Raw genomic sequence first — 12,777 nt, 5'->3', positions numbered from 1 at the left:
CTACCCGCGGCGGTCGGCGGCGAGGTAGGAGGCCGCGGCCGTGAGGGCGGAGACGGCCAGCACCGCCGGCCACGAGCCGATGCGCTTGGCCAGCGGGTGGGAGAGTCCGAAGGCGCCGACGTACGTGGTCACGAGCGCGCCGGTGACGACGGGGCTCGTCCGGCGGGACCACTCGCGGCCGGCCAGGACGCCGCCCGCGGCCAGCACCGCGCCGCCCAGGGGACGGATGCCGGTGCTCCGGGCGAGCTGCCAGCCGCCGATGAGGGAACCCGCAGTGATCGCCGCCGTCGGTATGCGCATGATCCGAAGCCTACTTCCCCAGCCCGAGGAAACCGGCGCCCGCAGCGCCTCGGCGGGCCCCGGCCGGGCTTCGCGGCAGGATTGACGGCATGACCGGGTTGGACGTCGTCGGGGTCGGGGCGCTCAACCTCGACTACCTCTCGCGCATCCGGATGCCGCGGGGCTGGGAGCACGGGGTCGAGCACAGCGTCGACGCCGCGACGATCGAGGCGTTGCTGGGTCAGGCCGACTACCGGGTGACGCTCGGCGGTTCGGCGTTCAACACGATCCACGCGATGGCTCTTGAAGACGCCGGGTTGCGCCTCGGCTACGTGGGCGTCGCCGGGCGCATTCCCCTGCGGGCGCCGTCAGTGGTGGACGCTATGGACGCGTACGGAATTGATCGCCGTTTTGTCTTTGCCGACGAGCGCCTGGGCGGTGTCTGTTTCTCGGTGATGCACGACGGCGACCGCACCTTGTTCACCCACGCCGGGGCCAACACCGCCTTTGCCGATCATCTGGACGCGCACTTCGACGAGGTCGTCGCCTATCTCGCCGGGGCCCGCCTGATCCACGTCACCTCGTTTCTGGACGATCGCACGCCCGGTCGTCTGCTGGCCGTGCTGACCGCCGTGAAGGCCGCGAACCCGCGCGCGCTGATCTCGTGCGACCCCGGCCACGTGTGGTGCGCCAACCGCACGAGCGACATCGACGGCATCCTGCGGCTCAGCGACTATCTGCTGCTCAACCGGCGCGAGCGGCAGGAACTGGCCGGCTCGTTCCCGCACGGGATCGTGAAGCACCCGCACGGCACCGAGGTGGCCGGCACGTTCCTGCCGCAAGTGCCGCTCCCGCCGGAAGAGATAGTCGACGCCACCGGGGCCGGGGACGTCTTCGCGGCCGGCCTCCTGCTGGAGCTGGCCGCCGGGCCCGGCCGCCTGATCGCCGGCTGCGAGCGCGGCATGAGCCTGGCCCGGCAGGAGCTCAGGCGGACGAGGTAACGGGGTGGGCAAAGGCCGCGGCGAAGTCGTTGATGTCGCGGGCCGGGCGGCCGGTGATCGCCCGGACGTGGTCGGTGACGTGTTCGAAGCCGCCGGCCCGGATGAGGGCGAAGACGCCGGCGAACTGGGCGGCCATCCAGTCGGGCAGGCCGGCGCCCTCGAACCGTGGGCGTGCCTGTTCCTCGGTGAGGTCGAGGAAGCGTACGGACAAAGCCTCGGCGACCTCGGCAAAAGTGACCGCGGCGGGGCCGGTCAGCTCGTACGTCTTTCCGATGTGGCCGTCGTCGAGCAGGGTGGCGGCGGCGACGGCGGCCACGTCGCGGATGTCGATCATGGCGACCCGGCGGCCGGCGGTGGGGGAGGGCAGGGTGCCCGAGCCGGTGACCATCAGCAGGTTGGTCATGAAGAACGCGGGCCGCAGGATCACCGACGGCAGGCCGGACCGGCGCAGGTGGGCCTCGATCTCACCGTGCCAGCGGTACGTGGGCAGGGCCGACGCGGGGTCGGCGTGCATGGCCGAGAGCTTCACGATGCGTTCGACCCCATGCGAGGCGGCGGCGTCGATGACCGCCTTCTCGCGCCGGACCTTGTCCGGACCGTCGGGGGCGCACAGATAGACCCGGTCGACGCCGTCGATGACGTTCTCCGGCAAGGCGAAATCGCGACCCAGGGTTCGGACGGTCGCGTTGCGGGCCTGCAGTTCGCGGACGACGAGGGCGCCGACGTTTCCGGTCGCGCCGGTTACCAGGACGGTGTTCATAGGACTGCCTTTCGGGCTGGTGGGATGTTGTGTCCCGTACGGAAGAAATTGGTGGGATCCCAGGAGCGCTTGACCTGGGTCAGCCGGGCGTAGTTGGGCGCGGTGAAGGCGGACCGGGTGCGCGTGGGATCGGTCAGCAGCGTCAGGAAAGAGCCACCCGTCGCGTACGGGCGAACTCGCCGCACCAGACGGTCGAGGGTCACGTCGGTGGCGCTCGGGAACGGCTCGACCGCCATCACCGAGAACGGCACATCGCGATGCCCGGCCGGACCGCCCGCGGCGGCCATCGCGCCACCCCAGTGCCGGACCTCGACGAATGCGAGCGGCGAATCAGGCGCTCCGGCCTCGACGATCGCGTTCAGCACCTCGTCCGGCAGCGTGCGGAACAGTTCGATCTCCTGCCGGATCGGGATCGGCGGCACGTCGGGCCCGTTGGTGGCGTCGCTCGCGTCCGGGAACGAGCGCATCGCGAACGCGTCGGCCAGCGGCGGCCCGGCCACCTCGAGCAGCGGCGCGAGCACTCGCGCGCCGTCGTCGCCGAGGTGGAACGCGCGGATGGCCAGCATGCGCCGGCCGCCGATCTGCGCGAGCAGGATCGCCGTATTCATCGCCTCGGGTTCGGTCAAGGCCCATTTCCGGTACGCGTCGAGCACGTCGAACGCTCGCTCGATCGGATACAGCGACATGCCACTGAAGACACGCTCGACCGGGTACAGGGCGAACTCCAGCGACGTGACGATGCCGAAGTTGCCGCCGCCACCGCGCAGTGCCCAGAACAGGTCGGGATGCTCGCGCGCACTCACGGTCACCGCGGCGCCGTCCGCTGTGACGACATCCGCGCTGATGACGCTGTCGGCGGCGAACCCGAACGTCCGCGACAGCCACGACTGCCCGCCCCCTAGCGTGTAGCCGGTCACCCCGACGCTGCTGCAGCGCCCCGCGAGCCCGGCCAGGTCGTAGCGGGCGGCCGCCCGATTCACGTCGGCCCACACCGCGCCCGGTCCGACCCGGGCCGTACGCCGTCGCGGGTCGATCTCGACGTCGGTGAGCGCTGTCGTCTTGAGCAGCAGCGCGCCGTCGACCGGGGCGACGAGCCCGTGCCCGGTCGACTGCACCGCCAGCGGCAGGTCCTGCTCCCGGGCGGCGCGCACGGCCGCCCGCACGTCATCGGTCGTCCCGGCCGTGGCGATGAGGGCGGGGTGCGATTCGAAACTTCGGTTCCAGCCCAGCCGGTGTTCGTCGTAACCCGGATCGCCGGGCTTGAACATTGTCATGGGCCGAACCTAGGAACAGCCCCTTGTGCTCTGGATGTGGTTCGGATGCGGTCCTAGGTTCAACGTGTGGTGGTGCGGGTCCTAGGAACGGCCAGGGTGGGTGACGCGCGGCTCGACCGCAAGGCGCGGGAGCTGCTGAGCATCCTCACCCTGCGCGCGCCGTCCGCCGTCACCCTGGACGAGTTCGCGCGCCTGCTCTGGGACGACCCGCCGCCGTCGGCCGTCAAAACCTTGCGAGCACACCTTTCCCGCGTACGGGCGTCCCTGCGCGCCACCGAACCCGGAGCCCACATAGAACGGACCGGCCGCGACGGCTACCGGCTCGCCCTCGACCCCGAACTCACCGACGTCGGCCGGATAGCCGCCGCCCGCGCCCGGGCCCGCCGCCTGCCGCCCGACGACGCGGCCGCCGTGCTGGCCGAGGCGCGCGACCTGTGGCGGGCCGACCCCGAACTGCCCGGCACGACCGCCGCCGAGGCGCTGCGCCAGGGCTGGCGCCGGGAACGCCGCCTGCTCGTGCAGGAACACCTCGGCTATCTGGTGGCCGGCAGCGACCCGGCCGCAGCCCTGCCCGAACTCGAGCAGTTGACCACCGCCGACCCCCTCGACGAGCCGCTGTGGGTGCACTACGTGCGGGCCCTGCACCGGGCCGGCCGGCCGACGGAGGCGTTGCGGGCCGCGGCCGCCGCCCGGGCTGCACTGGTCGAGGTCGGCCTCGACCCGTCCCCAGCACTGCGAGATGCCCAAGCCGAGGCGCTGCGCCCGCCCCCTCCGGCTTCGCAAAGGTCGCCGGGCTCGCCTGCGCCGCCGGGCTCGCCGGCCTCACTTACGTCGCCGGCCTTGCTGACCCCGCTGGCCGTTCGCTACGCCACCGGGCCCGATGGCTCGACTGCCTTTACCCGCCTGTCCGAGGGCGGCCGCGACCTGCTCGTGCTCAACCCCGGGATGCTCACGATCGACGGCCTGCTCGACGGCACTCACGCCCGGGCCGCGCTGACCGCTCTATCGCGGCGCGCTTCCGTAATCTGCCTGGATCGGCGGGGGATCGGCCTGTCGGACCCGCTGGACCCGTCCCGAGATCCGCTCGACCAGTGGGTGGGCGACGTGGGCCGGGTGCTCGACGCGCTCGCTGTGGAGCGGGCCGACCTGTTCGCCAACTTCGACACCGGGCTGGTGGCACTCGAGTTCGCCGCTCGCCATCCGGAGCGCGTGCGCTCGTTGGTGCTGGCACAGTGCTATCCCCGCTACACGCGGGGCCCCGATTACCCGTACGGACTGGACCGCGCGACAACCGAGACGCTGATCCGCGACACCATCTCCCCGGCCGACCCCGCTCACGGCGTCGACTCCGTCGCCCAGGCCGCGCCCAGCGTCGCCGCCGACGAGGACTTCCGGCGCTGGTGGAACGGCCTCGGCCGGCGCGCGGCAGGCCCGTCGGTCGCGCTTGCCGTGCGTACGGTGGCCACGAGCACCGACCTGCGTGATCGCCTGCCCGCCATCGGCGCCCCGACACTCGTCCTGCACCGCCGCAACTGCCTGAACGTCGACGCCGGCCACGCCACCTACTTGGCCGCCCACCTGCCGAACGCCCGACTGCAGCTGACCCCCGGCACCGACGCCCTGTGGTTCACCGGCTCCAGCGACCTGCTCCGCCACACCGTCGAGTTCCTGGGGGTCAGCCCATAAGAGCGTGGATCACGTCTTCCAGCGGCTTCCGGAGGTCGTCCTCGGTGGCCGAGGCGAGCGGTTCTAGATCGAGCGCGGCCCGCAGCAGGCTGATCCCCACCGCCGCGGCCAGGACGAGTTGCGCGCGGAGCAAGTCGCCGCCGAGCTTCTCGCTCAGGCCGAGCAGGATCGAGCGGCGCAGGTCGTCGATGCGTTCGTCGCCGGACGACCGGATCAGCAGCAGGAAAGCGTCCAGCTGCCGCCGATCGCCGGGCGGGCCGCTCAGCCGTTGCGCGAGACGGGCCGCGATCTCGGCCGGGGTGGCGGCCGTCGGCTCCTCGCGGACGTCGGAGGCGGCGTGGGTCAGGCAGGCCCGGAACAGGCCCTCTTTCGACTCGAAATACCGGCTGATCAACGCGACGTTGACGCCGGCCTCATCGGCGATGTCCCGGACCGTGGTGGCCGCGTAGCCGTGCCGGGCGAACCTGTTCCGCGCAACGTCGAGCAGGTTCTGCCGGGTCTGGGCCGCGTCACGCCGCTTCCGGTCCGGGACATCCACCGTGATCAGGCGTTCGTGCGGTGCAGCAGGTGCAACTCGTCGGGCTCCGGCGGCAGGTCGTCCACGCCGGCCTCGACCGCTTCCTCGTGGCGCCGGTGGGCGCGGGGGAGGGCGAGCGCGGCGACGACGGCGAGCACGGCCACGCCGGCGCAGACCCAGAAGCCGTTGGTGAACGCGGCGTCGGTGGGCAGGCCCTGCGGCGTGGTGTGGGAGGTGATCACGGCGGCGACGACGGCCGTGCCGATGCTGCTGCCGATCGTACGGGCAATGGTGTTGACGCTTGTGGCCTCACCGGTCTGCGCGGCGGGCACGCTTTCGATGATCGCGTTGGACATGGCCGCGAACGCGAAGCCGATGCCGGCGCCGGTCAGGATGCCGGACGCGAGAACCTGCCAGATCTGGCCGTGCGCGACGGCGGGCAGGGTGAAGGCGGCCACCACGAAGAGCGCACCGAGGAACATCGGCAGCTTGGGCCCGTACTTGCGGTTCAGAATGCCCGCCAGCGGACCGAAGACGACCATCATGACGACGGTCGGCAGCAGGAAGAGTCCTGCCTGCGAGACCGACTTGCCGAAGCCGTACCCGGTGACCGCCGGCAGCTGCAGCAGGGTCGGCACCAGCAGGAACGTGCCGAACATGGCGAAGCCGAGGATCAGCGCGACCAGGTCGGTGGCCCACACGCCGCGGATCTTCATGAGCCGCATGTCGATCAGCGGCTCCTTGACCCGCAGCTCGGCGAAGACGAAACCGATCAGCCCGACGACGCCGAGGGCGAGCAGTCCGATGGTCTTGCCGTCGTCCCAGCCCCAGGCCTGGCCCTTGCTGATGGCCAGTAGCAGAGCGACGAGCGAGATCGAGAGGATGGTCGCGCCGAGGACGTCCAGCTTGCCCGGCGTGCGAACGGCCGACTCCTTCATGCCGAAGATCGCCCCGAGCAGCGCGATCACGACAAGAACCAGCGGCAGCCAGAACAGCCAGTGCCACGACAGGTGCTCGACGATCGGCCCCGCCGCCACGATGCCCACACCGGCGCCGACACCGAAGATGGCCGAGATCAGGCCGACGGTCGTGGCGACCCGCTCCCGCGGCAGCTCATCGCGAACCATGCCGATCGAGAGAGGAAGAATCGCACCGGCCGCGCCCTGCAGCACCCGGCCCACGATCAGCACGGCCAGGTTCGGCGCGAGAGCCGAGACGATGGTGCCCACCGCGAGGACGGCCAGCACGCCGATGAGGACCTTGCGCTTGCCCCGCATGTCGCCGAGCCGCCCGAGGATCGGGGTGAGAACCGAGGCCGACAGCAGGTACGCGGTGACGACCCAACTGACGTCGCCGGTCGACACTTCGAGCTCACGCCCGATGGTCGACAGGGCCGGCGACACCAGCGACTGCAGCACCGCGAAGGCCAGCCCGCCCAGCGCCAGATAAAGCACCAGCAGCGAGCCGCCGGCCTTCTTGCCCGCTTCCATGGTTTCCGTCATGGTCTTCCCAACACCTAGAAGTAAACACCCGCTGACTTATTATGGCCCTCTCCACCCATAAGTAAACAGTTGCTTACGTCACATGAGGTCCCCGGCCCTTGCTCCGTGCCGTCCATCCTGCCCGGTGTGTGACGGTGACCGACGTGCAACTGATCAAGGACGACGGCACTCCGCTGGACGCCGAGTGCGCCGTCGAGCCCGACGGCGACCATCTCGCCTTCGTTCTGGAAAGCATGAGCGGCCGCGCGGCGGGCAGAGAGCCGCGCAACACCGACTACCGCGAGGCCCTTGACCTGACGTTGCAACGGCTGAAGACGCTCGGCGGTGTCATCGAGGCGGCCGTCGTCGATTCCCAGGTCACGCAGCGGCGCCAGATGCCGGAGTCCGAACGAAGCCTGCTCGACGGCCCACTGCGGCTGACGGACGTCGAGGACGTGACGGATCTTCGCCGGCGCCTCACTCGCGCGCAGGCGACCGTCGGTCAGAGGTCGGACGCTCGCATGCCTGGCAACACCACCAAGCGGATCCGGCTCCGCCTGAGCGTGCCCGGCTATGACGACCGCACCCTGGAAGCCGCTTTGCGGGACGGAGTGCCGGTCGAATCCGCGTCCGACGCGGTCGACTTGCTTCGGTCACTCGCCGGTGTGGAACTGACCACCTTGACGGGAAGCGTCAATCGGATCCTGGAAGTCGGGCCCACACAGGTCCTGGTGGCCACGAGCAGGTCACCGGAAGGTCAGCCTGTGCCGATCACATGGGTCGAGGCCGCACTCACCCGGCTGCGCTCCGACGGTGCTGTTCCGATCAGCGTGGACGAGGTCGGCCACCGCAGCTCCTTCATCGGGGCAGTGCTGAAAACCCTGCCCGGGACTCGCGTCGACGCAGGCAGCCCTCCGGTCATCACCTACGAGCCGAGCGACACCGCGACGGGGCTCGGAACGAAATACCGTCCGGAAGCGGAAGACGTCGACGTGGCGCCGCCCGAACCGTCGGTCGCCACCGATCCCGACAGCTACGGCAACGGCTTGCGGGCGCACCGACGGTTGCAGAATTTCCTGGCACAGCTCGTCGAGGCCCACGACTTGGAGCCGCGTTCGCCTCAGCCGAGCGAACCCAGTTTCGACCTGGCCTGGATGACTGATCGGACGCTGACTGTCGTCGAGGTCAAGAGCGCCACAACCAAGAACGAGGTACGGCAGTTGCGCGCCGCGCTCGGTCAAGTCCTGGACTACAGCCATGCCCTTCAGCGTCCCGGCATCACCGTGCAGCCCGCGATCTATCTGGAGCGCGAACCCGCCGACTGCCACCGATGGAACGAGATCACCGGCAACGCGGGAGTGTTGCTGGCCTGGCCCGGAACGGAGGACCGCCTCGACCTGGCCGACGACTCTGAGGTCGGCAAGTAGACATTTACGTACGTCACATGGTGTCGCCAGAATGTGAGCCGTGTTCGAGAGATTTCGGCGCGGCGGCGCCCAGCAGCCCGACGGCAACTACGTTCAGCTGCGGCGCATGATTCTGGGGACCGACCCGGCCGAGGCCGGCATCGCCCCGGCGCCGGACCTGCCCCGGGTGTGGGGACAGCGGTGAGCACGCGGTCCAAGCGGCCGAGAAAGACCTGGGCCGGGGCGGTCATCCACAGGCTCCCATCTTCTATGCCGCGCAGAACGTCATCACCCAGCTGCGGCTGCTGCAGGAATCCCGCTAGCCGGCGCGCCGGTGGTCAGCCGAGGCGAGCACGCCGGCCGAGCGCTTCGCCGTCCACACCTTGTGGAAGCGGCGTCAGGGCGGGCGGCCGGGAGACTCCGGCCGCCCGCGGTGCTCATGATGCCGGGACGCCGGCGTCGGTGATCCGGATGTCGTCGATGTAGCCGCGGTAGCCGCCGGTGGCGGTTGCCTGGTCGTAGCCGATGTCGATCAGCGTCACCTGCTTGCCGTTGAAGGCGGCGCCCAGGTCGACGGTGATGTCGTTCCAGGTGTCCGGGGTCAGCTTGCCGCACTGGGAACCGGGGTGCGCGCGGACGCCCTTCTGGTCGACCGCCGCCGCGGTGTCACGCAGGTTCGCCTGGGTGTTGGTCTGCTGGTCGAGGAAGATCAGGTCGAGGCCCACGCAGCTGCTGTTGCCGCCGGTCACGTTCTTGTTGGCGGTCACGCTCTGCGGGAAGATCCGGTAGGTGAGCCGGGTGCCGGGCCGGACGAAGACGTTGCCCGGGGCGAACGCCTTCAGGTACGCGTACGACTTGGTGGCGTTGTTGTCCTTGCCCGAGTACATGAGCGCGGTCGTGCCGGTGTACGCCTTCTCCGTCCGGGTGGCCAGTTCGGGCCCACTGACCGAGGTGATGATGCCGCCCACGTTCAGCAGGCCGCCGTGCGGTGATGTGCCGGAGTCGGGCGTGCTGGTGAAGCCCAGGGCCGTCTCGCCGGTCTCGAGGCCGGAGGCGAACGGGTTCGACGCCAGCACGTCCGAGATCGCCAGGTCGTCGACGTAGCCGCGGTATCCGCCGGTGCCGGCCGGCTGGTCGTAGGCGACGGCCACGGTGTCGACCGTCTTGCCGTTGGCGACCGCCCCGAGCGGGACGATCACCTCGTTCCAGGTGTCCAAAGTCAGCCGGCCGCACTGGTTCGCCGGATGCGCCCGGTTGCCCCGCTGGTCGGTGGCCCCCGAGCCCCGCAGGTTGGTGCCGTCGGTGAAGCTCAGGTCGACCGCGACGCAGGTGCTGTTGCCACCGGTCACATTCTTGTTGGAGGTCACGCTCTCCGGGAAGATCCAGTACGACAGCGTCGAGGTCGCGCGGAGCTTGAGGTTCCGCAGGCTGAAGGCCTTCATGTACGCGTACGACTTGGTCGCGCTGTTGTCCTTGCCCGAGTACATCAGGGCGGTCGTGCCGCTGTGCGCCTTCTCGGCCCGGGTGGCCAGCTCAGGGCCGGCCACCGTCGAGATGATGCCGACCACGCCGGTCAGGCCGCCGTGACCGTTGGTCCCGGAGTCGGCCGCGCTCACCCAGTTCGTACGCGCGTCGCCTGTTTCGAATCCGGTGGTGAAGCCGGGCAGATTGGCTGTGATCCAACCACGCAGGTCGTCCACGCGGGTTTCGGTCACCGACGGCGCGCCGGTCGCCTCGCCGAGGCAGCCGGCCTGGTTCGACTTCCAGTGCAGCCCCACCAGTTGGTAGGCGTCACCGGTCCGGCGGAGCGCCGGACCGCCCGCGTCGCCCTTGCAGATGCTGCCGGAGCCGACCGGCGTCACGGCCAGGCCGGCCGCCGTGACGCTGTCCACCGTGAAAGCGGCCGCCTTGAGGCGATCGGTGATCCAGTCGCTCCCGGTGCGGCCGAAACCGGCCAGAACCAGCTCGTCGCCTTCGACGGGAGCCGTCGACGCGACCGCGACCGGCGCGACCGTGGTCACCGGCTTCTCCAGGCGAGCCAGCGCCAGATCCCGCTCCGGATGCACCACCACCTGGCTCGCCTCGGACACCACACCGCCGACAGTGACCTTGGTGGCCAGCGGCGGCACCCCGGTCGTGGCCATGCCGTCGGCTCCCGCGAAGCAGGACTTGGCGGTCAGCACCAATTGCGGGCTCACCAGCACTCCACTGCATGAGCGCTGGGTGTCGCCGAGATCGAGCTGCGCCGCGAACGACAGCGTCCCCTCAGCCGGGTCATCGCCGCCGGCGACCGCGAAGGCCGGCGCCGCGGCGGCCAGAGCCAGAACGAGCGCCGGCGCCGTCACCAGCGCAGCACGAATCCGCCCGTGAGATCTCACGTTGTCTCGCTTCCCCCGTTACCGGCCCACCGTGGACCTCGAAGGACTTTACTGTCACCTTCATCGATATGTCCGTCCCGCTCCCGGGGCGCGGACGAGGCACCTGGCACTAACTGGTGATTCAGGGCATAGGGGCGCGGGTAGACGATCGGAGCACAGAGATCACCACTTCTGGAGGTTCTTCCGTGCGCCGCTTCGCAACCCTGACCACCGGCACCGCCCTGGCCGGCTTTGTGCTGGCCCTGTCGGCGTGCGGCACTTCCGATGAGCAGCCGGCCGCCGGTGCGACGTCGCCGGCCGGTGTTGAATCGCCGGCTCAGGCTGCTGGGCCCGCTCCGGCCACGTCGTCGCCCGCGGCGGCGGCCACCTCGGCTGCGCCGGCCCTGGACGCCGGGGAGGCCACCAAGCAGATTCTCGCCGGCAAGCGGCAGGCCCTGATCCACATCACCGAGGACGACAAGGACTGGAGCGCCACCTACGAGGGGCCGATCGCCATCGGCACCGGGACCGACGACGGCGCCCGCTTCCGGCTCGTACCGGCCGGGGACGACCAGTACCTGATCGAAGCGCTGCGGGCGCGCGAGGAGGGCGGCCGCTGGTGCGTGAACGCCGACGTCCGCGACGAGCCGGTCAGCCTGGGCACCGTCAAGTGCGCCGAGAACGAGAACACCCTGTTCCGGGTCAGCCCGACCGGCAAGTCCGACGACAAGGGCCGCCCCACCCACTGGCTCAGCAACGAGAAGTTCGGCACCGTGCAGGTCCGCAACGACGGCTCGGCGCTCTACATCCAGGAGGTCGGCGACGGCGGCAGCCGCGGCACCTTCAGCTTCGTCGACCGCGGCGCCGTCCAGTAACTTCCGCGACGAAGCGGGCGATGTCGTCCACGACGGCGCGGTCGACGTTCTGCGGGCCGTCCTCGGGGATGAACATGTGGTCGTCGGCCTCGTGAATGCGGAACGTGACGTCGGGGCGGCGGGCCAGGCCGTCGCGCCACAGGGTCAGGTCGTCGGCGACGGTCACCTGGTGGTCGCGGCCGCCCTGCAGGATCAGGACGGGGCAGCTCAGCGCGGCGGCGGTGGCAATCTGGTCGTACGTTCGCAGGTCGAGCCAGTATGTGGCGGGCCAGCCGAACAGCAGGTCGGCCGCGGGCGTGGACGGGGAGAGATCCGGATCGTCGACCCGGGCCGCCTGCTGGGTGAGGGCCTCGTCCGCGCCGAGGTGGCGGGCCACGCGGACGGCGGCCTGGCTCAACGGCGCCGCGTCACCGGCCAGAATCGCGATGCCGGCGATCGACGGGTCGGCGGCGGCCACCCGCGGGGCTGCCTTGCCGCCGCCGCTGTGGCCGACGACGAAGATCTGGCCGGTGTGCCGGCGCAGCACACCGACCGCGGCCAGCGCCGGTTCCACGTACTCGTCAATCATTGTCGCCGCCTGGGTGGTCGCCTTGTCGAAGCGGAGCACGGCGATCCCGCGGCTCGCGAGGCCCCAGGCGAGGTCTTTCATCGGCTTGAGCGGGCCGGCGGCGCCGTCACGGTCGAACGGGCCGGCGCCGGCCAGCAGCACGACGCCGGCCCGTGGGCGGCGCCACCGAGGCAACGTGAGAGTGCTGCTTCCGAGATTTTGTTCGCGGAACCGCCATCGCCGGGCGTATCGAGGGGCCGACCACTCCACGTCGGACAGTGCAGCCAGCCGCAGGCCGTGGAGCAAGCCGGTGTTGTCGACCGACATGACGACTTCCAGGCTGCCGCGTTCGCCGGTCACCGGGATGCGCAGGCGCGTCAAGCCCTCCTCCGCGCCGGGCTCCCGCACCGGATCGCCGACGGCCACGATCGGGCCGATCCGAGCCGTCTCCAGCGACCAGGCGCTCTCGACCGCGTCGGCCGAGACGGCCGCGCGCAGCCGCGGCGCGAACTGCGCCTCGATCTCGGCGAAGCGCCCCTGCCGCAACAGATCGATGATCGTTCTCATATCTCGCGCACGGTAGTGCAGTGCGGG

Annotated in this window: 12 protein-coding genes; 5 read left to right on the top strand and 7 right to left on the bottom strand. The window is 70.6% G+C overall.

What is annotated here, in order from left to right; translation table 11 throughout:
• Positions 1-300 (bottom strand): hypothetical protein, encoded by a 300-nt coding sequence (locus tag OWR29_RS40635; RefSeq protein ID WP_267568916.1) that lies wholly within the window; start codon positions 298-300, stop codon positions 1-3.
• An 89-nt stretch (positions 301-389) separates the two neighbouring features.
• On the opposite strand from OWR29_RS40635, the gene OWR29_RS40630 reads away from it, so the two are divergent.
• Positions 390-1,280 (top strand): carbohydrate kinase family protein, encoded by an 891-nt coding sequence (locus OWR29_RS40630; protein WP_267568915.1) that lies wholly within the window; start codon positions 390-392, stop codon positions 1,278-1,280.
• Here the strand turns inward: OWR29_RS40630 and OWR29_RS40625 are convergent.
• Both OWR29_RS40625 and OWR29_RS40620 read right to left on the bottom strand, forming a co-directional pair.
• On the bottom strand, positions 1,264-2,040 hold the full coding sequence (locus OWR29_RS40625) for an NmrA family NAD(P)-binding protein (protein ID WP_267568914.1): 777 nt from the start codon (positions 2,038-2,040) through the stop codon (positions 1,264-1,266). The genes OWR29_RS40630 and OWR29_RS40625 overlap by 17 nt on opposite strands.
• Positions 2,037-3,314, bottom strand: a complete 1,278-nt coding sequence (locus tag OWR29_RS40620) for an FAD-binding oxidoreductase (protein WP_267568913.1) — start codon at positions 3,312-3,314, stop codon at positions 2,037-2,039. The genes OWR29_RS40625 and OWR29_RS40620 overlap by 4 nt, the downstream gene beginning before the upstream one ends.
• Positions 3,315-3,410: 96 nt before the next feature.
• Between OWR29_RS40620 and OWR29_RS40615 the strand changes: the two genes are divergently transcribed.
• Positions 3,411-5,000 (top strand): bifunctional AfsR/SARP family transcriptional regulator/alpha/beta hydrolase, encoded by a 1,590-nt coding sequence (locus OWR29_RS40615; protein ID WP_267568912.1) that lies wholly within the window; start codon positions 3,411-3,413, stop codon positions 4,998-5,000.
• On the opposite strand, the gene OWR29_RS40610 is transcribed toward OWR29_RS40615, so the two are convergent.
• Both OWR29_RS40610 and OWR29_RS40605 read right to left on the bottom strand, forming a co-directional pair.
• Entirely contained in the window at positions 4,990-5,538 is a 549-nt protein-coding gene (locus tag OWR29_RS40610; protein WP_267568910.1) for a TetR/AcrR family transcriptional regulator, read from the bottom strand. The genes OWR29_RS40615 and OWR29_RS40610 overlap by 11 nt on opposite strands.
• Before the next feature lie 5 nt (positions 5,539-5,543).
• Positions 5,544-7,019, bottom strand: a complete 1,476-nt coding sequence (locus OWR29_RS40605) for an MFS transporter (RefSeq protein ID WP_267568909.1) — start codon at positions 7,017-7,019, stop codon at positions 5,544-5,546.
• Positions 7,020-7,153: 134 nt separating this feature from the next.
• On the opposite strand from OWR29_RS40605, the gene OWR29_RS40600 reads away from it, so the two are divergent.
• Positions 7,154-8,425 (top strand): hypothetical protein, encoded by a 1,272-nt coding sequence (locus OWR29_RS40600; protein WP_267568908.1) that lies wholly within the window; start codon positions 7,154-7,156, stop codon positions 8,423-8,425.
• A gap of 40 nt (positions 8,426-8,465) precedes the next feature.
• Complete coding sequence (locus tag OWR29_RS40595) at positions 8,466-8,609, top strand: hypothetical protein (RefSeq protein WP_267568907.1); 144 nt, start codon at positions 8,466-8,468, stop codon at positions 8,607-8,609.
• Between the two features lie 232 nt (positions 8,610-8,841).
• On the opposite strand, the gene OWR29_RS40590 is transcribed toward OWR29_RS40595, so the two are convergent.
• Positions 8,842-10,782 carry a S1 family peptidase gene (locus OWR29_RS40590; RefSeq protein ID WP_267568906.1) on the bottom strand — a complete coding sequence of 647 codons (1,941 nt, stop codon included), beginning with the start codon at positions 10,780-10,782 and terminating at the stop codon, positions 8,842-8,844.
• Positions 10,783-10,967: 185 nt separating this feature from the next.
• Here OWR29_RS40590 and OWR29_RS40585 point away from each other — a divergent pair, with 185 nt between their 5' ends.
• Complete coding sequence (locus OWR29_RS40585) at positions 10,968-11,636, top strand: hypothetical protein (RefSeq protein ID WP_267568905.1); 669 nt, start codon at positions 10,968-10,970, stop codon at positions 11,634-11,636.
• On the opposite strand, the gene OWR29_RS40580 is transcribed toward OWR29_RS40585, so the two are convergent.
• Entirely contained in the window at positions 11,605-12,750 is a 1,146-nt protein-coding gene (locus OWR29_RS40580) for an alpha/beta hydrolase (RefSeq protein ID WP_267568904.1), read from the bottom strand. The two genes, OWR29_RS40585 and OWR29_RS40580, sit on opposite strands and share 32 nt — an antisense overlap.
• Positions 12,751-12,777 lie beyond the last annotated feature (27 nt).

The organism is Paractinoplanes pyxinae, assembly GCF_026626335.1.
GTDB classification, from domain to species: domain Bacteria; phylum Actinomycetota; class Actinomycetes; order Mycobacteriales; family Micromonosporaceae; genus Actinoplanes; species Actinoplanes pyxinae.
The sequence above is the reverse complement of the archived record's forward strand: the minus strand, read 5'-3'. Positions and strand labels throughout refer to the sequence as shown.